This window comes from Mesorhizobium sp. B2-7-1 (assembly GCF_006440735.1).
Taxonomy (GTDB): Bacteria; Pseudomonadota; Alphaproteobacteria; order Rhizobiales; family Rhizobiaceae; genus Mesorhizobium.
The window spans coordinates 1-19,820 of the sequence record NZ_VFUA01000042.1 but is presented as its reverse complement, the minus strand read 5'-3'; the positions used below and the strand labels follow the sequence as shown (position 1 = coordinate 19,820).

17 protein-coding genes and 1 riboswitch are annotated in these 19,820 nt (G+C 66.4%); of the genes, 13 read left to right on the top strand and 4 right to left on the bottom strand.

What is annotated here, in order from left to right:
• Position 1 precedes the first annotated feature (1 nt).
• From FJ471_RS17145 to FJ471_RS17085, 13 genes are all read left to right on the top strand, one after another.
• Entirely contained in the window at positions 2–799 is a 798-nt protein-coding gene (locus FJ471_RS17145) for an SDR family oxidoreductase (RefSeq protein ID WP_140805042.1), read from the top strand.
• Positions 796–1,569 carry an SDR family oxidoreductase gene (locus FJ471_RS17140; protein ID WP_140805040.1) on the top strand — a complete coding sequence of 258 codons (774 nt, stop codon included), beginning with the start codon at positions 796–798 and terminating at the stop codon, positions 1,567–1,569. The genes FJ471_RS17145 and FJ471_RS17140 overlap by 4 nt, the downstream gene beginning before the upstream one ends.
• Before the next feature lie 68 nt (positions 1,570–1,637).
• A complete protein-coding gene (locus FJ471_RS17135) occupies positions 1,638–3,302 on the top strand; it encodes an amidohydrolase (RefSeq protein WP_140805038.1) in 1,665 nt (554 codons plus the stop codon).
• Positions 3,289–4,374, top strand: coding sequence for a GTP-binding protein (locus FJ471_RS17130; protein ID WP_140805036.1), 1,086 nt, complete (start codon positions 3,289–3,291; stop codon positions 4,372–4,374). The genes FJ471_RS17135 and FJ471_RS17130 overlap by 14 nt, the downstream gene beginning before the upstream one ends.
• A gap of 36 nt (positions 4,375–4,410) precedes the next feature.
• Positions 4,411–5,595, top strand: coding sequence for an ABC transporter substrate-binding protein (locus FJ471_RS17125; RefSeq protein ID WP_140805034.1), 1,185 nt, complete (start codon positions 4,411–4,413; stop codon positions 5,593–5,595).
• Positions 5,596–5,740: 145 nt separating this feature from the next.
• A complete protein-coding gene (locus FJ471_RS17120) occupies positions 5,741–6,610 on the top strand; it encodes a branched-chain amino acid ABC transporter permease (RefSeq protein ID WP_140805032.1) in 870 nt (289 codons plus the stop codon).
• Positions 6,597–8,315: an ATP-binding cassette domain-containing protein gene (locus FJ471_RS17115; protein WP_140805030.1), complete on the top strand. Its 1,719-nt coding sequence runs from the start codon at positions 6,597–6,599 to the stop codon at positions 8,313–8,315. Before FJ471_RS17120 ends, FJ471_RS17115 begins: the two co-directional genes overlap by 14 nt.
• A complete protein-coding gene (locus FJ471_RS17110) occupies positions 8,312–9,025 on the top strand; it encodes an ABC transporter ATP-binding protein (RefSeq protein ID WP_140805028.1) in 714 nt (237 codons plus the stop codon). The genes FJ471_RS17115 and FJ471_RS17110 overlap by 4 nt, the downstream gene beginning before the upstream one ends.
• A gap of 127 nt (positions 9,026–9,152) precedes the next feature.
• On the top strand, positions 9,153–10,553 hold the full coding sequence (locus tag FJ471_RS17105; RefSeq protein ID WP_140805026.1) for an SWIM zinc finger family protein: 1,401 nt from the start codon (positions 9,153–9,155) through the stop codon (positions 10,551–10,553).
• Complete coding sequence (locus FJ471_RS17100) at positions 10,550–11,986, top strand: DUF5691 domain-containing protein (RefSeq protein ID WP_140805024.1); 1,437 nt, start codon at positions 10,550–10,552, stop codon at positions 11,984–11,986. The genes FJ471_RS17105 and FJ471_RS17100 overlap by 4 nt, the downstream gene beginning before the upstream one ends.
• 19 nt (positions 11,987–12,005) lie before the next feature.
• The gene (locus tag FJ471_RS17095; RefSeq protein ID WP_140805022.1) at positions 12,006–13,085 is read left to right on the top strand and encodes an AAA family ATPase; all 1,080 of its coding nucleotides are present in this window, start codon (positions 12,006–12,008) and stop codon (positions 13,083–13,085) included.
• Positions 13,086–13,088: 3 nt separating this feature from the next.
• On the top strand, positions 13,089–15,347 hold the full coding sequence (locus tag FJ471_RS17090; RefSeq protein ID WP_140805020.1) for a DUF5682 family protein: 2,259 nt from the start codon (positions 13,089–13,091) through the stop codon (positions 15,345–15,347).
• Positions 15,340–16,575 (top strand): VWA domain-containing protein, encoded by a 1,236-nt coding sequence (locus FJ471_RS17085; RefSeq protein ID WP_140805018.1) that lies wholly within the window; start codon positions 15,340–15,342, stop codon positions 16,573–16,575. Before FJ471_RS17090 ends, FJ471_RS17085 begins: the two co-directional genes overlap by 8 nt.
• A gap of 15 nt (positions 16,576–16,590) precedes the next feature.
• Here the strand turns inward: FJ471_RS17085 and FJ471_RS17080 are convergent, their stop codons facing one another.
• From FJ471_RS17080 to FJ471_RS17065, 4 genes are all read right to left on the bottom strand, one after another.
• Positions 16,591–17,292 carry an MgtC/SapB family protein gene (locus FJ471_RS17080; protein WP_246684749.1) on the bottom strand — a complete coding sequence of 234 codons (702 nt, stop codon included), beginning with the start codon at positions 17,290–17,292 and terminating at the stop codon, positions 16,591–16,593.
• A 134-nt stretch (positions 17,293–17,426) separates the two neighbouring features.
• A complete protein-coding gene (locus FJ471_RS17075) occupies positions 17,427–17,585 on the bottom strand; it encodes a peptide ABC transporter permease (RefSeq protein ID WP_140805014.1) in 159 nt (52 codons plus the stop codon).
• A 132-nt stretch (positions 17,586–17,717) separates the two neighbouring features.
• Positions 17,718–18,782 (bottom strand): class II fructose-bisphosphate aldolase, encoded by a 1,065-nt coding sequence (gene fba / locus FJ471_RS17070; RefSeq protein WP_140805012.1) that lies wholly within the window; start codon positions 18,780–18,782, stop codon positions 17,718–17,720.
• A gap of 161 nt (positions 18,783–18,943) precedes the next feature.
• On the bottom strand, positions 18,944–19,411 hold the full coding sequence (locus FJ471_RS17065; RefSeq protein WP_140805010.1) for a 6,7-dimethyl-8-ribityllumazine synthase: 468 nt from the start codon (positions 19,409–19,411) through the stop codon (positions 18,944–18,946).
• 79 nt (positions 19,412–19,490) lie between these two features.
• Positions 19,491–19,639: riboswitch (FMN riboswitch) on the bottom strand.
• Between the last annotated feature and the right edge of the window lie 181 nt (positions 19,640–19,820).

The following is a 19,820-nucleotide window of genomic DNA, read 5'->3' as shown; positions in this document are numbered from 1 at the left end:
GATGGCGACCCCGTTCGACCTCTCGGGCAAGGTGGCGCTGGTGACCGGCGGCGGGCGCGGGATCGGCGCGGCAATCGTCACCCGCTTTGCCGAGGCCGGCGCCTCGGTGGTGATCGCCAATCGAACGCTCGACGTCGCCGAGGCGCTTGCCGCCGAACTGTCGGCGCGCGACCTCTCCGCCCGCGCCGTCACGCTTGCCGGGCTGGATCGCGCGGCGCTGCACGCGCTGGTCGGCGATGTTGTGCGCAAATCGGGCCGGCTCGACATCGTCGTCCACAATGCCGGCGGCTGCCCCTGGGCATCGGTCGAGGAGCTCGACGAGGACAAGCTCGACGAGGCGCTGTCTATCAATCTAAAAGCCTGCTTTTGGCTGGCGCAGGCGGCAGCGCCTGCGATGCGCGCCAACGGCTTCGGCCGCATCCTGGTCACTTCATCGGTCTCGGCGCGCGTGGCGATAGCCGGCGGCGCGCATTATTCGGCGGCTAAGGCCGGCGTCAACGCCTTCATTCGTGGCGCCGCCTTCGAGTTCGCGCGCGACGGCATCACCGTCAACGGCGTCGAGCCGGGCTTCATCGCCAAGCCCGGGCGCGGCACGATGAGCAAGCCTGAGGTGGCTGACCGTCTGGGGCAGTTCATCCCGATGGGCCGTCTCGGCGAGGCCGACGACATCGCCTACGCGATGCTCTATCTCGCTTCGAGCCAGGCGAAATACACCACCGGCCAGACCATCGTAGTCGACGGCGGCTCGACCTTGCCGGAGACCGGATATGCCGTCGAGCGGCACTGGGGGCTCGCATGAGCCGCCGCCTGGAAGGCCGCACGGCCCTGGTGACGGGCGCCGCCACCGGCATGGGCCGCGCCACCGCCGAGCTGTTCGGCCGCCACGGCGCGAAAATCGTCGCATTCGGCCATGGCGGCGAGGTGCTGGAGGAAGCGGCCACGGCGAGTGGCGGCACTGCCGTGCGCGGCGACATCACCGACGCCGGCGATATTGCCCGCGCGATCGAAGCCTGTGGTGGGCGCCTCGATATCGTCGTCAACGCCGCCGGCGTCATGATCCTCGACGAGCCGGAAACACTGAGCGACGAGACCTGGGCGAAGAGCTTTGCCGTCAACGTCACCGGCGCGATGATGGTCTGCCGCGCGGCACTCCCGATGCTCAAGGCGCGCGGCGGCGCGATCGTCAACATCGCCTCAGTCGGCGCCTTCAACGCCAGCGGCCAGAACGCCGCTTATTCGGCAAGCAAGGCGGCGCTCGTTTCCTATACGCGCTCGCTTGCCTTCGCGCATGGCGTCGACGGCATCCGCGCCAACGCGGTGGCGCCTGGCTGGGTGCGCACGCCGATGAGCGTCTACGAGATGAAGGTCGCCGCAGGCGCCAACGGCTCGACGCCGGAGGACGAGTTCAAGGCGCTGACCAACCGCATCGCTTTGCGCCGCATCGCCGAACCTGAAGAGATCGCCTCCTGCTGCCTGTTCCTTGCGTCCGACGAAGCGTCCTTCGTCACCGGCGCGGTGCTGGTCGCGGATGGCGGCGGCCGTGCGCCGACGCAAAACAGGGCGGTGTGACGTGATCTGAAGTTTCGCCTGTCCGTTGGCGCGTGGAGGTGCCGGCCGGCGGGAGTGGAGGAGAAAAAATGCCCGACAGAAGTGCCGACCTGGTTTTCACCAATGGCCGCATCTATACGCTCGACCGCAGGCGGCCCTGGGCCTCGGCCGTCGCCGTCAAGGGCGGCCGCATCGTCGCGGTCGGCGAGGGCGCCGATGTCGCCGCGCTGACAGGCACCGCCACCCGCGTCGTCGATCTCAAGGGCGCGATGATGATGCCGGGCATCGTCGACGTGCATGCGCATCTGATGATGGGCGGCCAGGCCGAGCTTTTCGAACTGCGCTTCCCGCCGACCGCGAGCTTCGACACGCTGATCGCGCGCGTCGGCGAGGCGGCGGCCAAGGCGCCGGAAGGCTCCTGGATCATCGGTGGCCAATGGGGCAGCGATCTCCTGCCGAAGCTCAATCGGTTGGAAGCGCTGGCGGTGCTCGACCGTGTCAGCCAGGGTCGGCCAGTGATGCTGCGCGACGACACCTATCACAACCGCTGGGTCAACTCGCAGGCGCTTGGCCTAGCCGGCCTGTCCGCTTCGTCGCCCGATCCGGAGAAGGGTTCGATCGGCCGCGATCCGGCGACCGGCGCGCTGACCGGCATGATGATCGAATCCGCCGCCGGCATCGTCGAGCGCACCATCGCGCAGTCCGGCCATTACACCGAAGAGATGGACCGCGCCGCGATGGCGCGCTCGATCGCGACGCTCAACTCCTACGGCGTCACCGCATTCCTCGACGCCGCCGCCATGCAGCCGATCCTCGCGGCGCTGAAGGGCCTCGACGATCGCGGCGAGCTGACCGCTTGGTCCGTCTCGGCCATGCCGGCGGTCGAGCCGTCCTTCATGTTCGGCATTGCCGGCGACGAGCTGATCGCCCTGCGTGAGCAATATCGCGGCGTTCACGCCAAGCCGGATTTCGTAAAGATCTTCCTCGACGGCGTGCCGGGCGCCCGCACCGCCGCCTTCCACGAGCCCTACACCAAGGACCCGGTGCTCGGCTGCTGCTTCCGCGGCTCGACCATCGTCACCGTGCCGGAGCTGATCCGGTGGGTCGGCAAATGCGAGAAGCTCGGCCTCGGCGTGAAGATCCACTGCGCCGGCGATGCCGCCGTCAGCCAGGCGCTCGACGCGATCGATGTCGTGCGCTCCTTCAACGGCTCGACGACGGTGATGCATCACATCGCGCATGCGAGCTACATCGCGCCGGACGACATCGCCCGCTTCGCCGAGCTTGGCGTCGTCGCCGATCTCTCGCCCTTCCTGTGGTATCCGACGAGCTTCCTCGAAGGCCACAAGCAGACCATGGGCGAGGCGCGCGCGCTGCGTTTCTGGCCGAACAGGGATTTGCTCGCCGCCGGCGCGTTGCTTGCCGGCGGTTCCGACTGGCCGGTGATGCCGAATCCCGATCCATGGGACGGCATCGAAGGCCTCGTGACGCGCCGCAACCCGAGCGGTGAGTTTCCGGGCGCCGCGCTCTGGCCGGAGCAGGCGATCGACGTCGCCACGGCGCTCGAGATCTTCACCATCAATTCCGCCCGCGCCATCGGCCTCGCCGACACCGTCGGCTCGATCGAGATCGGCAAATCGGCCGATCTCATCGTGCTCGATCGCAACGTGCTGGAGACGCCGGCCGACGATCTCGCCGACACAAAAGTGCTGACGACCTGGTTCGAGGGGAGGGTGGTCTATGAGCGCGCCTGATCCTTCGAGCGATGCAAAGATCCCGGTGACCGTGCTCACCGGCTTCCTCGGCAGCGGCAAGACGACCGTGCTCAACTGCTTGCTGCGCCAGCCCTCGCTGGCAGGTGCCGCCGTGATCGTCAACGAGTTCGGCGCCGTCGGGCTCGATCATTTGCTGATCGAGGCCAGCGAAGAACAGTTCACGCTGCTCGACAATGGTTGCATCTGCTGCACCGTGCGCGGCGATCTGGTCGCCACGCTGAAGGAGCTCGACGCTAAGAGCCGTGCCGGCGAAACGCCACCGCTTTCGCAGGTGATCATCGAGACGACCGGCCTCGCCGATCCGGCGCCGATCCTGCACACGCTGATGGCCGAAGCTGAGCTCATGACTCGCTTTCGCATCGGAAGTGTGGTTACCACCGTCGATGCGGTGAATGGCGCGGCGACGCTTCACCGTCACCCGGAAGCAGCCAAGCAGGTCGCCGTCGCCGACCGGCTGCTGATCACAAAGACCGATCTCGTCTCGAACGAGGCACTCGGCGATATGCTGCAGCAACTGGAGCATTTGGCGCCGGCCGTCGAGCAAACCATTGCCCGCAACGGCGAAGTCGACCTCGATCTGCTGGCGAGCCTGCCTGCTGACGCAGCGGATGTGACCCGCATCGCCGGGCGGCTCGAAGCCGTCGCGCATCACGACCATGGCTGCGAACCGGATTGCCATCATGGTCACGATCATCATCAGGGCACCCATCACGGCATCCGGACTTTCAGCTTCGTCATCGACAAGCCGCTCGAGTGGGGCGCCTTCGCCCGCTGGCTCGACTATGTCGCGGCGCTGAAGGGCGAGGACCTGCTGCGCTTCAAGGGCCTCGTGCGCACGACGGACGATCCCGGGCGGCCGCTTGTGCTGCACGGCGTCCAGCATGTCTTTCATCCACCGGCGCGGCTCGACCGCTGGCCGTCGGCGGACCGCCGTACCCGGCTGGTGTTCATCGTCCGCGACATCGAGCGCGAGACCATTGCCCGCACGCTGGTGAAGTTCGCCGCGATCGACGCCGCGAGCCTCGCTTCGCCCGTGCTCGCCGCCGCCTGAAACCAATAACGCATGACAAAAATGGGAGACTGAAACATGCATTGGAAATCGAGACTGCTCGCAGCGGCACTCGCCGGCATCGGCCTTGCCGCCATGGCCGGCACCGCATCCGCCGCTGGCCCGACCTGCAAGGATGGTGCCATCAAGGTCGGCGCCGTGTCGACCGTCACTGGCCCGGCCGATTTCTCGGAAGTGCCGAAGGCGACGCAGGCCGCTTTCGATGCCGTCAACGCGGCAGGCGGCATCAATGGCTGCAAGATCGGCTACACGATCGCCGACGACAAGGCGGACCCCGCGGTGGCAGCCCAGGCCGCGCGCGACCTGATCGACAACAAAGAGGCGGTGGCTCTGGTCGGTTCGGCCAGCCTGCTCGACTGCGCCGTCAACTCGGCCACCTACAGCCGCAAGAAGATCCTTTCGGTGCAGGGCCTCGGCGTCGACGCCGCCTGCTTCTCCTCGCCCAACGTGGCGCCGGTCAATGTCGGCCCATATACGCTGTCGACCGCGATGGCGTACTACGCCACCAACGAGCTGAAGACGAAGAAGCTCTGCGCCTTCTTCATCATCATCGGCGGCACCCAGGAGGCCTACAAGAAGGCGATCGAGAACTGGGAAAAGATCAGCGGCCAGAAGATCCACCTGCTCGACCTGACACTGCCCTTCCAGGGCGATCTCACGCCATACGTCATTAAGGCGCGCGACGCCGGCTGCGACGCGGTGCTGACCAACCAGGTCGAGCCGCAGGTGGTGCAGTTGATCAAGACCGTCGATGCGCAGAAGATCACCGGCATCAACTGGCTGTTCCTGGCGCCCGGCTACACCGAGCAGGTCGCCAAGGCGCTGGCCGACACCAAGCAGCCGATCTATGTCGGCACCGAGTGGGAGCCCTACACTGAGAAGGGCTCGGCGGCCAACGCGCAGTGGATCGCCGACATGCAGAAGGCAAACCGGCCGCTCACCGCCTTCTCGCAGGGCGGCTACCTCGCTGCGCAACTGTTCCTCAAGGTGGTCGCCTCGATCGACGGCGAGGTGACGCGCGAAAGTGTCGCCAAGGCACTGCACGACATGCAGCCGCTCACCAACCCGCTCGCCGGCTCGCCTTACGTCTTCGGCAAGGCCAAGACGCATTCGCCGATGCAGGCCACCAAGGTGATGAAGCTCGAGGCCGGCGCCTGGAAGGTCGAGACGCCGGACTGGGTCGTGCTGCCGCAGGCCAAGTGATCCTCCCGGGCGTCGGCACCGCCTCTTATGGCCAGCCTCTTTCTCTCTGTGGACGGAGAGAAATGTCGGGCACGGCGATGAGGGGCGGCGCCGGCCTCGGCACATATTCGGGGCCGATGCCGGCCCGCTTCCAGATTGGGAAAAAATGAACGCATTGCTCACATCCGCCGTGGCGGGACTGACGGCCGGGGGCACCTATGCCCTGCTCGGCGTCTGCGCCGTCTTCACCTACCGGCTCGTCGCCGTGGTGAATTTCACCGGGGCCGCGATCGGCACCGCCGGCACCTTCGTGCTGATCGCGCTGTTCGAGGCCGGCTTCCCCATCTGGCCCTCGGTGTTGGCGGGCATCGCGGCAGGCACGGCGACCGGCGTCGCAATCGGCTACATCATGACGCGGTGGTTCGGCGAAGCGAGCGCTTCAACCAAGGCGGCCGTGACGGTGGCGTTGCTCGTCGGCCTGATCGCCGTCGGGCTGCGGCTCACCGGCGGCCAGCATCCGCACAACATGCCGGATCTGTTCCCCGGCTCCGCCTTTCGTCTCGCCGGCGTCGAAGTGACCATCGCCTCGGTGCTCACCATCGGGCTCGCGGTGCTGTTCACAATCCTCTCCAACCTCTTCCTCAACCGCACCAAGGTCGGCCTCAATCTGCGCGCGCTGGCGGACCGGCCGATGGCGGCGGAACTGCTCGGCGTGCGCGTGCAGCTCCTGTCGCTGCTGGTCTGGGGCATGACCGGCGCTTTCACCACTTTCGCATTGATGATCATCGCGCCGCAGCGCTCACCGAACTTCATGACGCTCAGCCTGCTCGTGGTGCCAGCGCTTGCCGCGGCGCTCATCGGCGTCTTCCGCAGCTTCTGGTGGACGCTCGCCGGCGGCATCGCGCTCGGCATCGTCGAAGGGCTGGCGAGCTCCATCGACAGCGTCAGCCAGTATCGCAGCGCCATTCCCTTCCTGGTGGTGCTCGCCGTTCTTCTCTGGTCGCAGCGGGAGGCCCGCTGGGATGAAGCGCGCTAGCTTGAGAGCCTCCTTGATCGTCATCGTCGTGGCGCTTATCGCCGGCGGCGTCGCCTATGCCGGCCTGCTGCCCTCCTACTGGGTGTTCCTGGCAACTTCGGTGCTGATCATCGGTGTCGCCTTGCAGAGCCTCGGTCTCGTCGCCGGCCGCACCGGCATGATCGCGCTCTGTCAGATGTCCTTCGCCGGCGTCGGCGCCTGGACTGTCGGCTATCTCAACCTCGCCGAGGCGCCGGGCGGGCTGGCGGCGTGGATCCTGGTCGGTGGCCTTGCCGCCGTGCCGTTCGGCGTCGCCATCGGCCTGCCGGCGCTGCGATTGCGCGGCATCAACCTCGCCATCGTCACGCTCTCCTTCGCCACCGCCTTCGACACCATCCTTGCCACCATGACCTATCCCGGCCAGACCGATTTCCTGCAGGTGCCGCGGCCGGAACTGTTCGACAGCGACGAGGGCTATTTCGTCTTCGTGCTGCTGTTCTATGTGGCGATCGCTGTGGCGCTCGAATTCATCAGCCGCTCGCGGCTCGGCGCGTCCTGGTTGGCGGTTCGCCATTCGGAGCGCGCCGCCGCGGCGCATGGCGTCAGCATCGCCACCGCCAAGCTCACGGCCTTCGCGCTCAGCGCCTTCGTCGCCGGCATTTCCGGCGGTCTGCTCGCCGGCTATCTCGGCACGCTGGTCGCCGAGAATTTCAGCATGATGCAGTCGCTTTCGCTCTATGCTGTGTCGGTGATGACCGGCGCGCATTTCGCCGGGGGCGCGATCATCGGCGGCTTGCTCGTCGTGATGTTCCCGGAAATCCTGCGCCGGCTCGACTGGCCGCAGGACATCGGCAATGTGCTGTTCGCCATCGGTGCCACCCAGGCGCTGTCGACCGGCGAGACGATGAGCGAAACCTTCCAGCGCCAGTTCCGCAAGCTGCTGCCGGCGCGTACGCCGAAGACCGCTGCCACGTCTGGCTCTGAATTGCCGGCGGCAATCGAGCGCACCGCCGGTCCGGCGCTCACCATTGAGGGTCTGACCGTGCGCTACGGCAGCGTCGTCGCGCTGAACAATGTCAGCCTGAGCGTTGCCGCCGGCACCGTGGCCGGCCTGATCGGCCCGAACGGCGCCGGCAAGTCGACCTTCATCGATGCGGTCGCCGGCTTCCTGGCCTCCTATCAGGGCAGTGTGCGGCTGGGCGGCAAGCCGCTCGAAGGCGTGCCGGCGCATTTGCGCGCCCGCGAGGGCGTGCGCCGCACCTGGCAGACCAACCGCATCGCGCCGGAGCTCACCGTCGGTGGCTATGTGGCCTTGGCGGCCAAGGGCCTGTCGGCAAGCGAGACCAGGGCAATCCTCGACTGGCTGGACTGTCCGCATCCCGACACGCTGGTTGCTTCGGTCGATGCCGGCACCAGGCGGCTGCTCGACGTCGCCGGCGTCGTCGCCGCGCGCCCGGCCGTCGTGCTGCTTGACGAGCCCGCGGCCGGCCAGTCGCATGAGGAGACGCTGCGGCTCGGCCAGCGCATCGCCGAGATCCCGAAACTGTTCGGCTCGGCGGTGCTTTTGGTCGAGCACGACATGGATCTGGTGCGGGCGGTCTGCTCGGAGGTCACCGTGCTCGACTTCGGCCAGGTCATCGCCTCCGGTCCGCCGGCCAAGGTGCTCAGCGAGCGGGCGGTGAAGAAGGCCTATCTCGGCATCGAGGAAGAGAGCGTGGCGGCATGAGCAGGCTCGTCGTTTCCAACCTGTCGATCGATCGCGCCGAGCTACCCGTCGTCACGTCGGTCGATCTCGTGGCCAAGAGCGGCGCGATCAGCGTCGTGCTCGGCGCCAATGGCGCCGGCAAGACGACGCTGCTCGAAGGCCTGTCGGGCATCATCCCGGTTGCCGCCGGCAGCATCGCCATCGACGGCCGCGAGTTGCAGAAGGCGCGTCCGGGCGCCCGTTCACGCGAAGGGCTTGCCCATGTCGAGCAGGGCCGCACCGTCTTCCGCCAGCTGACGACGGAAGAGAATTTGCACGTCAGCCTGCATCCCGGCGCCGATATCGCGGAAGCCTATGCGCTGTTTCCCGAACTGGTGCAGCGCCGCACGGTCAAGGCGAGCCTGCTTTCCGGCGGCGAGCAACAGATGCTGGTCATCGCGCGAGCGCTTCTCACCCGGCCCAAAGTGCTGCTGATCGACGAGATGTCCGCCGGTCTCGCCCCGGTCATCGTCACGCGGCTTATGACGGCGGTGCGTAAGCTCGCCAACGATGGCCTGGCCGTCGTGTTGGTGGAGCAGTTCGCCGCCCTTGCGCTGTCGATCGGCAACCGCGCCTATGTCATGCGCCGCGGCCGCGTCGTCTATGACGGCGACTGCGCGAAGCTGCGGCAATCGCAGGACGAACTGCACCGGCTTTATCTCGGCGGTGCGGAGACGTCTGTGCCGGCCTGACCGGTACTGTCAGGAGAGCAACGGAACGTTAGACAATGTCTCGATTTTGCGGCGGCTGGAGCTACACCAGCGCGCCGCAAACGGCTATCTATCGCTGCGGAATCATGCTTCGGGGGTGAGGCGCGGCTTGCAGCTGGATTTGAAAACCATCGAGGCGCTCGCGCCCGACCAGGCCTCGCTCGGCGCTGCCGCCAAGCTGACCAAGCGCTCGAACTGGCCCCGTCTCGAAGCGCATGAACAGCTGCCGTTGATCTGGGGCGAATGCCAGGGCTCGGGGTCCAACCCGTACCGCGTCGCGTTCGATACCTCCGATCACGGCTATAAATGCACCTGTCCCTCTCGAAAATTTCCCTGCAAGCATATTCTGGCGCTGGCCTGGATCGGCGCCACGGCAGCCGACAGCTTCGCCCGTGTCGATCAGACGCCGGACTGGGTCAACGACTGGCTCGGTCGGCGCCGCAAGCCCGGCCAATCTCCGACGCCGGTGGCAGCCAGCTCTGAAGGCAAAAGCATCGACGAGGCGTCGCGGCCTGCGGAAAGCGCGCCCGTCGAGGACGCCGCCGCCGCCGAGCGCCGCGAGGCGGCGCAGCGTAAGCGGGCCGAGGATACGCGCAGCGCGGTTTCCGCCGCGCTCGACGAGCTTGACCAATGGATCGCCGACCAGCTTCGGCTCGGCCTCGCCGGCTTTGTCGACGCCTCGAGCGAGCGCTGCCGCCGCATCGCGGCACGACTTGTTGATCTCAAGGCAACGGCGCTGGCCGGCCGCATCGATGAATTGCCGGCGCGGCTGATGGCGCTGCGCGGCGAGGAGCGGCCGGACGCTGCGATCCGTGAGTTGGGCAAGCTGGTGCTGCTCGCCAAGGCGTGGCGTACCGCGCCCGACGATGCCGAGCTGAAGCGCCTGGTCTCGACATCGGAAACGCGCGACCAGATCCTCGCCAATCCCGACGCCGTGCAGGTCGAGAGCGACTGGGAGGTTTTGGGCGAGAAGATCGAGACCCGCCGCGACGGCCTCGTTAGCCACGCGACATGGCTGCTCGATCTGAAAAGCCCGACCCCGCGTTTCGCCGTCCTGTTGGATTTCTTCCCGGCCTCAGCCGGCCGGCGGTCCGGCGCCTTCGCGCCGGGCGACCGCTTCAAGGCGAGGCTGGTATTCTATCCGTCGCGCCATCCGCTGCGGGCGCTGGTCGCGGAATGGTTGGGTGATGTGGCGCCGGGCAGTTGGCCTTCTTTCGCCCCGGATGCCGCTGGCGATCCGCTGGCCGCCTACGCCGCCTTCCAGGATGGCGCGCCATGGCTCTCGGATTGCCCGATCATTCTGCCGGCCGGCGCGATCGCGCAGGACGAGAAGGACGGTACCTGGTGGCAGGCGGTGAACGATCCGCATGGCATTGCCCTGCCTGTCGCCGGCTCCGTCGACCCGACCTTGCTCGGCCTGGATCTCACGGCGACGGCTGCGCTCTGGAACGGCGCCAGACTCGAGCTTCTGGCGTCGCAGAGCAATATGGGGAGGCTCGATCTGTCATGAACGAGCTCGATCAGCCAGGGCTCGCGAGGTTGCGCGACGGCTGGATTTCGGGCGGCGCCGCTTTCGAGCTTGCCCCCGTCGAGTGGAAGGAGGCCGCCGCGGCTTCCAGTCCCGACGAACAGGAGCGGCGGCTGTTGGCCATCGCAGCGCAGGCGCTCGATGTCGCGCTTCGCCCCGCGGCGCCGAAAACGTTGAAGCGGCGCCCGCCGCTGCCGGTGCTGGCCCTGCCGATGCTCCCTGAACGGTTGCGACCGCCGCTGCGGGCCGCGCTGAAATATGCAGCCGATGCGAGGCTCAAGACCCGGGTGGCCACGCTCGTCGCCAGCCGCGGCTTCGTCACCCATCCGATGGACTGGATGCCCGCCGCATCCGACCAGGCTGCCCCGGAGGTCTATGCTCCCTGGGTCGACTGGCAGGCGGGCGCGGATGGCGAAAAGCACTCCCGACGCGAACATCTGACGGCGGAAACCTGGGATGATTTCTACCCCGCAGCGCGCCGCATTGCTTTGGTCGATTTGCGGCGCGCTGTGCCTGCCTTGGCCCGCACGTTGATCGAGACCAAGGGGGCAAGAGAGTCTGCGGAGGTCAGGCTTGCGCTCATCGAACTCATGCGCTTCGGCCTGGGCGCCGACGACGTGCCGTTCCTGCAAAGCCTATCTTCCGATCGCTCAGGCAAGGTGCGAGAAATGGCTGGCCGGCTGCTGGCCAGGCTGGGGGAGCGTAGCTACCCAACAGATGGCGGCACGGAGGATCCGACAGGTGAGTTGGCCGCTCTCATCGAGGAAGGCAAATCCGGCTTCCTTCGCCGCCGTACCACCTACGCACCGATAAAACTCAAGTCGCCCGCGCAACAGGCCCGTCGCGCCGACTTGTTCGCTTCCTGCTACTTCGGCGATCTCGTCGCGCGCTTCGGCAAGACAGAGCCTGATTTCATCGGCGCATGGCAGTTCGGCGTCGATGACAATGCCGATCGTTTTCTCGTTCTAATGGTCTCGGTGTCCGGCAGCGATGCGGCGGTGGCCTGTTTGGCGGATATGCTCGTCGCCGAAGGCGGCAAGCTGACGCTTCTCGTCCTCCAGCTCATGTTGCGTTTGGACAGCGGCAGGAAGCGTCTCCTGATCAGGCAGATCTTGAATGACGCGCAGAATCTGCACGCGCTCAGCTTGGTCGAAGGCGCGGAGGCAGGCTGGCTGCAATGGGGCGACCTCGCAAACGGCAAGACGCTTTCGGCGCTGCGCTCCGCCGTCTCGGGTGACAACGACGTCATGAAACGAAGCGCCGAGCAGTATCTCGAGGCCATAGGTTTTCTCGCCACGGCGGCGACGGCGGAGAAACTAATCGGCGACGTCGCCGCCGCCGGTCTGCCGCCCGCATCGCCATCGCTCAGCCTGCTGCGCCTCAACGCGGCGCTGGCCGGAAACACAACCAAATGATCAATTCGGAGAAGATCGCATGAACGCAGCCATCCGCCTCCCGGCCGAGCAGGTCTATGCCGCCGAACTTCAGGCGCTCGCGCGCGGCGACGATCGCCAGAAGCCCGCCGGCTGGAGCCTGTCGCCCAAGGCCGTGCTGACCTATCTGATGGGCGGCAAGGCGAGCGACGGCACGATAATTTCGCCGAAATATGTCGGTCGCCGCCAATTGATGGAAACGGCGGTAGCCACGCTCGCGACCGACCGCGCGCTGCTTCTGCTCGGCGTCCCGGGAACGGCGAAATCGTGGGTATCGGAACATCTCGCCGGCGCCATCATGGGCAATTCGACGCTGGTCGTGCAATGCACCGCCGGCACCGACGAAAACCAGATCCGCTATGGCTGGAACTATGCCCAGCTCCTGGCAAAGGGCCCGAGCCAAGAGGCGCTGGTGCCGACGCCGCTCTACCGCGCCATGCAGGACGGCAAGCTCTGCCGCCTGGAAGAGCTGACGCGCATGGGCTCCGACGTGCAGGACACGCTGATCACCGTGCTGTCGGAAAAGATGATGCCGGTGCCGGAGCTGAACACCTCGATCTACGCCCAGCGCGGCTTCAACATCATCGCCACCGCCAACAACCGCGACAAGGGCGTCAACGAACTTTCCTCGGCGCTGAAGCGGCGCTTCAATGTCGTGGTGCTGCCTTTGCCGGACGACATGGCGGAGGAAGTCTCGATCGTCTCCCGGCGCGTCGGCGAGATGGCCGGCGGGCTGGACCTGCCGGTGCCGAAGAATGTCGGCGAGGAGATCGCCCGCGTGCTGACCATCTTCCGCGAGCTGCGTTCCGGCTCGACCGCTGACGGCAAGGTGACGCTGAAGACGCCGTCGGGCTCGCTGTCCACCGCCGAGGCGATCGCCACGATGGTTAGCGGCCTAAGCCAGGCGGCATGGTTCGACGACGGCAAGCTGCATGCCGAAGGGCTCGCGCCAAGCCTTGTCGGTGCGATCGTCAAGGATCCTGTCCAGGACAAGGTGGTGCTGGAGGAATATCTGGAGACGGTGCTGAAGAAGCGGCCGGACTATGCCGGTTATTACGCGGCGCTCAACGCGGCGATCTGAGCTATGACGGGAGGCGGCATCAGCTATTTCGGCATTCGCCATCACGGGCCGGGCTCTGCCGAGAGCCTGGCCAAGGCGTTGCAGGAATTGCAGCCGGTCGCCGTGCTGATCGAAGGGCCGGTCGATGCCTCGCCGTTGCTGCCGCTGCTCGCCAGTCCCGACCTGAAGCCGCCGGTGGCGCTGCTCTGCTATCCGGAGGACGATCCCGCCGCGACCAGCTTCTGGCCCTTCGCCGAGTTCTCGCCGGAATATCAGGCGGCGTTATGGGCCGTCGCCAACAAGGCGGCGCTGCGCTTCATCGACCTGCCGTCGGCCGCGCGGCTTGCCGCGAAGACGGCTGAAGGTTCGACCGACATCGATGCCGGCGAAGCAGAGCCCACGCAAGAGCAGGGCGAAGAACCGACGCGCATCCAGGATCCGATCGGCACTTTGGCGCGCGCAGCCGGCTATGAGGACGGCGAGAGCTGGTGGTCGGACATCATCGAGCAGAATCCGGAGCCCGGCCCGATCTTCGCGGCCATCGCCGACGCGATGACGACGCTGCGTGACGGCGAGGGGGCGATCGGCAAATTCGAGGCGATGCGCGAGGCGCATATGCGGCTCGAGATCGCCGCCGCGCGGAAAGAATTCGAAGGCCCGCTGGCCGTCGTCTGCGGCGCCTGGCATGTGCCGGCCTTGCAGGCGGCGCACACGCAAAAGAGCGACCAGGCGCTCCTGAAGGGCATCGGCCGGCGCAAGACCATGATGACCTATGCGCCATGGACCGGACCGCGCCTGGCGCTGGGCTACGGCTACGGCGCCGGCGTCGTCGCGCCCGGATGGTGCAAGCATCTGTGGCAAACGCGCGGGCAGGGCGACGCCTCGGTGCTCTGGCTGGCGCGCATCGCCTCGGTGCTTCGCGCCAAGGGCCACATGATCTCGACCGCGTCCCTGATCGAGGCGGAGCGTCTTGCGCGGGCGCTCGCCGCCATCCGCGAACGGCCGAAGCCGGGCTTCGAGGAACTGCGCGATGCCTCGGTCTCGGCGCTCTTCAACGGCGAGGCCTTGCTGTGGAGGATGGTCGAGGCCGAGCTGCTGCTCGGCGCCGATGTCGGCGAGATCCCGCCCGACACGCCGCTGGCGCCGCTGATCGACGATTTGCAGCGCAACCAGAAAGCCGCGCGGCTGAAGCCCGAGGCGCTGGAGCGGGAACTTTCGGTCGACCTGCGCAGCGAGAGCGGGCTGTTTCGCTCCACGCTCCTGCACCGGCTGAACGTGCTTGGCGTAGCATGGGGCCGGCTGACGGATGTCGGACGCAGCCGCGGCACGTTCCGCGAGCGCTGGATGCTGGCCTGGCAGCCGGAATATGCGGTCCGCCTGGTCGAGAACCTGGTCTACGGCCCGACCATCGAGAAGGCCGCCAATGGCCGGCTGATCCAGATGATCGGCGCAGCTGCGACACTCGATGCTCTGGCCACGCTGGTGCAAAGCGCAATTGCGGCGGCGTTGAGCGAAGCATCCGCCGCTGGCCTCGCAGCGCTTGAGGAAAAGGCGGCGCACAGCAGCGAGTGCCTGGAGCTGCTGGCCTCGGTGCCGCCGCTGGCCGACATCATCCGCTACGGCGAAGCCCGCAAGACCGAGACTGAACGTCTCGCCGGCCTGCTGGAACGGCTGATCATCGAGGGTTCGATCGCTCTGCCTTACGCGGCGCGCGATCTCGACGCGCAGGCCGCCGCCGCGCTGATGGCAGCGATGCGCAAGACCGACGAGGCGATCAAGCTGGTCGAGCCGGGCGAGCATGTTGTGGAGGCATGGCGCAATGGGTTGGCGGCCGTGCTCGATTCGTCGCGGTCCACGGCGCTTGTTGCCGGCTGCGCCGCGCATCTGCTCTACGAGGCAGGCCGGCTCTCAGCGGATGAGACCGCCGACCTCTTGGCAAAGCGCCTGTCGCCGGGAACGCCCGTGATCGATGCGGCCGCCTTCTTCGAAGGTTTTTTCAGCGGCGCCGGCCAGCGGCTGATCTACGACGAGGGTTTGCGTGGCGCCGTCGATGCCTGGCTGGCATCGCTCGACGAGGAGGCTTTCGTGGCGCACCTGCCGCTGCTGCGCCGCGTCTTCTCCAATCTCGACAGCATGGAGCGCCGGCGGCTGATCGAGGCCGTGCTCGGCAAGAGAGCGAGCCTGCCCGCCGGGCTCACGCCCGCGCCTGACGGCGGTGAGGCATGGCGCAGGCATTTCGCTCTTCTCGGCAAGTTGCTCGCGGGGGAGGCCAGCCATGGTTGATGAAGCCACCGGGCCGGAGCTCGATCCGACCGGAGACAACAGGGAGCGCCGCTGGCGGCTGGCGATCGGCGCCGACGACGAGACATCATCGGCGCTGTCGGCCGAGGACCGGCGCCTGTCGACGGCGCTCGACGCGCTCTATGGCGATGGCAGCGGCGACACCGCCGGTGACCCGCGCAAGCGGCGCGGTGGGCTGGGCCGCTCGGCGCCTCGCGTCGCGCAATGGATGGGCGATATCCGGTCGTTTTTCCCAGAGCAAGTCGTCCAGGTCGTGCAGAAGGATGCCTTCGAGCGCCTGAACCTGAAGCAGATGCTGATGGAGCCGGAATTCCTCAAGGCGATCGAGGCCGACGTCAATCTCGTCGCCGACCTCGTCTCGCTGCGCTCGGCGATGCCCGACAAGACCAAGGACATCGCCAGGTCCATCATTTCCGATATCGTCGCCAAGCTGATGCAGCGCCTGGAGCAGAAGACCGCCGAAGCGATCCGCGGCGCGCTCGACAAGTCGCGGCGCACCAACCGGCCGCGCCAACGCGACATCGACTGGCCACGAACGATCACGGCCAACCTTCGCCACTACCAGCCGGAGCACAAGACCGTGGTGCCCGAAAAGCTGGTCGGCTTCATGCGCCGCCAGCGCCGCCTGGTCGACCTCGACGAGGTGACGCTCTGCGTCGACCAGTCCGGCTCAATGGCAAGCTCTGTGATCTACGCCTCGATCTTCGCCGCCGTGATGGCGTCGCTGCCGGTGGTGCGGACCAAGCTGGTCTGCTTCGACACCGCGATCGTTGATCTGACCGAAGAGCTCAGCGATCCGGTCGAGGTGCTGTTCGGCGTCCAGCTCGGCGGCGGTACCGACATCAACCAGGCGGTCGCCTATTGCGCCGAACGCATCGAGCGGCCGACCAAGGCGCATTTCGTGCTGATCACCGATCTCTACGAAGGCGGCAACGGCAAGGAGCTTCTGCAAAGGCTGGCAGCCCTCGTCCGCTCGGGCGTCAATGTCGTCGTGCTCCTGGCGCTCACCGACCAGGGGCGTCCCGGCTACGATCCGTCGATGGCGGGGTCCGTCGCGGCGCTGGGCATTCCGGTCTTTGCTTGCACGCCCGATCATTTCCCGGACATGATGGCGGCAGCACTCAGTCGCGAGGACATCGGCGCCTGGGCGGCCGGAGCCGACATCAAGCTCATCCGGGCGGACGCCGAAACGCCGAACGCGGCCGAGTAAACCTGCCGCTCGCGCTCAAAACGGCTTCTCACCGATCACCTCGAAGCGCTCGACTTCGCAGTGCTCGCCGACCAGCGACAACACGTCCGTCGAAGGTGCGTTCGCGTCGGGCTGCTTCCACTGAACCATGAAGGAAAAAACGAAGCGGCTGCGTTCGGCATCGTGTTCCATGCCGACGAAACGTGCATCGTAGCCAATCGGCCGCACCATGTCCTGAAGGTCCGGCGGCGAACTCTTCGGCCATGAGACCGACAGGATCGCTTTGTGGTCGCGCGGGATTTTCAGATCGACCCATTTCAACGCCTGCAGCGTCACCATTGTCAGTACCGTCGCGATCATGCCGAGGCCATACTGGCCGCCGCCGAAGGCCAGTCCAATCATCGTCATGATCCACATCGTGGCGGCGGTGGTGACGCCGGTGACGAGATCGCCGCGCCGCAGGATGGCGCCGCCGCCGATGAAGCCGACGCCGGTGAGCACGCCGAGCGCGAAGCGCATTACGTCCATGCGCACGAAGGAGTCTGGCGCCTTACCGGATACATCGAGCAGCATGTTGGCCTGGACCATGGCCACGCAGGCCGCAAGACCGACCAGAATTGTCGTGCGCAGTCCGGCCGAATGGCCGCGCGCCTCGCGGTTGAGGCCGATGAGGAAACCGGCGAGCACCGTCAGCAACAGCCGCCCGACAAGGTCGAGCCAGGTCGGATGAAGCGGCATGTCGCAACAAAGCGTCTCGAACATCGTTTAGACAGGGCGGCCTAAGTCACCGCGTCTCAATTTCATCTGCGACGTTCAACCGGACAGAGCCGGGAATGGTTCCCTGACCGATGCCCGGGACATTCGCACTGCCTTCAATGCGCGACGAGGCTGACCACCAATGCCAGCACCACAATGCCGACCAGCCCGGCGATGAAAATGATGCGGCGGGCACGCGTGCGCAGGATGATCTCGCCCTGTCGCGCGTCTTGGCCGGAAAAGACCGGTCCTTCGCTATCGCGATCCTTGCTCATGATTGCTCCTTCCTTTGGACGGATCCGGAAGGTCTCTGAGCAGGAACCAATTTGTCGGTGTGAAGTTCCGCCGTAATTCGGCAGGAAGAATGCCCGCGACCGGGATTGAACCGGTCGCGGGAGATATTCGCGTCAGCCGAATTTCGGGTCGAGGCTGCCCGATTTGTAGCGCCTGGCCATCTCCGAAACCGGCAGCGGCTTGATCTTCTGGGCGTTGCCGGCGGTGCCGAACTCCTCGAAGCGCTGCTTGCAGAGCTTCCGCATCGCCGCCATCGCAGGCGTCAGATATTTGCGCGGATCGAACTCCGACGGGTTCTCGGTCAGCACCTTGCGGATGGCGCCGGTCAACGCCATGCGGTTGTCGGTGTCGATGTTGATCTTGCGCACGCCATGCTTGATGCCGCGCTGGATCTCTTCCACCGGCACGCCCCAGGTCGGCTTCATCTGGCCGCCATATTTGTTGATGATCTCCTGCAGCTCCTCCGGCACGGAGGACGACCCATGCATGACCAGATGCATGTTGGGCAGGCGGCGGTGGATCTCCTCGATCACGTTCATCGCCAGCACCGCGCCGTCCGGCTTGCGCGAGAACTTATAGGCGCCGTGGCTGGTGCCCATGGCGACCGCCAGGGCATCGACATGCGTGTCCTTGACGAACTGCACAGCCTGTTCGGGGTTTGTCAAAAGCTGGTCATGGCTGATCGCGCCTTCGACGCCGTGGCCGTCCTCCTGCTCGCCGCCGCCGCTTTCCAGCGAGCCCAGCACGCCGATCTCGCCTTCTACCGAGACACCGCCCCAATGCGCCATGTCGACGACGCGGCGCGTGATGCCGGAATTATAGGCATAGTCGGCCGGCGACTTGCCATCTTCCTTCAGCGAGCCGTCCATCATCACCGAGGTGAAGCCGTACTGGATCGCGGTGACGCAGGTCGCTTCATTGTTGCCGTGGTCGAGATGCATGCAGACCGGGATGTCGGGATGGATCTCGACCAGCGCGTCGATCAGCTTGGCCAGCACCACGTCATTGGCATAGGCGCGCGCGCCGCGGCTGGCCTGCAGGATGACCGGCGACTTGGTCTCCTCGGCCGCCTCCATGATGGCGAGGCCCTGTTCCATATTGTTCATGTTGAAGGCAGGCACGCCATAGCCGTGTTCGGCGGCATGGTCGAGCAATTGTCTCAGTGTGATGCGAGCCAACGAATAGTCTCCCGTATCTGGTTCGAGCCCGTGTTTGAAAAGGCCGCCCGGGCGTCGGGCGGCCCCGTTGCTTCTGGCCGGATTTCGCACCCACCGCAACCTTTTGAAGCCTTTTCGGCCGCAATTCTTGTTGCAGGGCTGAAATCCGGCCTCAGTTGGACCTAAGCGGCGATCCGCGCACGCGCGGCGAGGATCTCGACGCAGGCCTTCGCCGCCTCCTTGCCCTTCACGGTGAAATGCTCGTGGAAGAAGCGATGGTGCTCGGCGCTATCGTGAAAATTGTGCGGCGTCAGCACGGCCGACAGCACCGGCACGCCGGTCGCAAGCTGCACGTTCATCATGCCGTCGATGACGGCACTCGCCACGAAGTCGTGGCGATAGATGCCGCCATTGACGACAAAGGCGGTGCCGAGGATCGCGGCATAGCGTCCGGTCGCGGCCAAGGTCTTGGCGTGCAGCGGGATTTCGTAGGCTCCCGGCACGTCGAAGACCTCGACCTCGAAACCGCCGAGCGCGGCCAGTTCCGCCTTGAAGGCTTGCACGCATTGGTCGACGATATCGGCGTGCCAGCGCGCGCGAATGACGGCGATGCGGCGAGTTTCATAGTCTTTTGGGGAATGCTGATTCATGGGTCCATCCTTCGGTTTCGAACCAGAATCAGGACGCACGACGCAAAATGCGGCCCGCGCGAGCGGAACCGTCTTTTACGATCGTTCTCTTTCATCCGGACTTTAACCGTCGGCCCCGGAATCACACCGGATCTGCTGACCTTTCCGATAGGCTGGAAAGCGCTCGCGGGCTTGGGGCGAACCCCCCTTACCGCCGGTGGGGACTTTCACCCCGCCCTGAGAACATTAACGCGGAAGGTATGGAGGGGGCGGCAGGCGCTGTCAATTGGCGATTAGCCGATCTCCCCCTCGTGGGGGAGATGCCCGGCAGGGCAGAGGGGGGCGTGAAGGATCGCGGCCCGCAGGATCAAAGCTCCTCGCCCCACGGATGTGGGGAGAGGTGGCTCGGCGAAGCCGAGACGGAGAGGGG

Bases quoted from the DNA above. Each gene is read 5' to 3' on its own strand.
- FJ471_RS17145 (WP_140805042.1), top strand. From the start codon at position 2: ATGGCGACCCCGTTCGACCTCTCGGGCAAGGTGGCGCTGGTGACCGGC.
- FJ471_RS17140 (WP_140805040.1), top strand. From the start codon at position 796: ATGAGCCGCCGCCTGGAAGGCCGCACGGCCCTGGTGACGGGCGCCGCC.
- FJ471_RS17135 (WP_140805038.1), top strand. From the start codon at position 1,638: ATGCCCGACAGAAGTGCCGACCTGGTTTTCACCAATGGCCGCATCTAT.
- FJ471_RS17130 (WP_140805036.1), top strand. From the start codon at position 3,289: ATGAGCGCGCCTGATCCTTCGAGCGATGCAAAGATCCCGGTGACCGTG.
- FJ471_RS17125 (WP_140805034.1), top strand. From the start codon at position 4,411: ATGCATTGGAAATCGAGACTGCTCGCAGCGGCACTCGCCGGCATCGGC.
- FJ471_RS17120 (WP_140805032.1), top strand. From the start codon at position 5,741: ATGAACGCATTGCTCACATCCGCCGTGGCGGGACTGACGGCCGGGGGC.
- FJ471_RS17115 (WP_140805030.1), top strand. From the start codon at position 6,597: ATGAAGCGCGCTAGCTTGAGAGCCTCCTTGATCGTCATCGTCGTGGCG.
- FJ471_RS17110 (WP_140805028.1), top strand. From the start codon at position 8,312: ATGAGCAGGCTCGTCGTTTCCAACCTGTCGATCGATCGCGCCGAGCTA.
- FJ471_RS17100 (WP_140805024.1), top strand. From the start codon at position 10,550: ATGAACGAGCTCGATCAGCCAGGGCTCGCGAGGTTGCGCGACGGCTGG.
- FJ471_RS17095 (WP_140805022.1), top strand. From the start codon at position 12,006: ATGAACGCAGCCATCCGCCTCCCGGCCGAGCAGGTCTATGCCGCCGAA.
- FJ471_RS17090 (WP_140805020.1), top strand. From the start codon at position 13,089: ATGACGGGAGGCGGCATCAGCTATTTCGGCATTCGCCATCACGGGCCG.
- FJ471_RS17085 (WP_140805018.1), top strand. From the start codon at position 15,340: ATGGTTGATGAAGCCACCGGGCCGGAGCTCGATCCGACCGGAGACAAC.
- FJ471_RS17080 (WP_246684749.1), bottom strand. From the start codon at position 17,292: ATGCCGCTTCATCCGACCTGGCTCGACCTTGTCGGGCGGCTGTTGCTG.
- FJ471_RS17075 (WP_140805014.1), bottom strand. From the start codon at position 17,585: ATGAGCAAGGATCGCGATAGCGAAGGACCGGTCTTTTCCGGCCAAGAC.
- FJ471_RS17065 (WP_140805010.1), bottom strand. From the start codon at position 19,411: ATGAATCAGCATTCCCCAAAAGACTATGAAACTCGCCGCATCGCCGTC.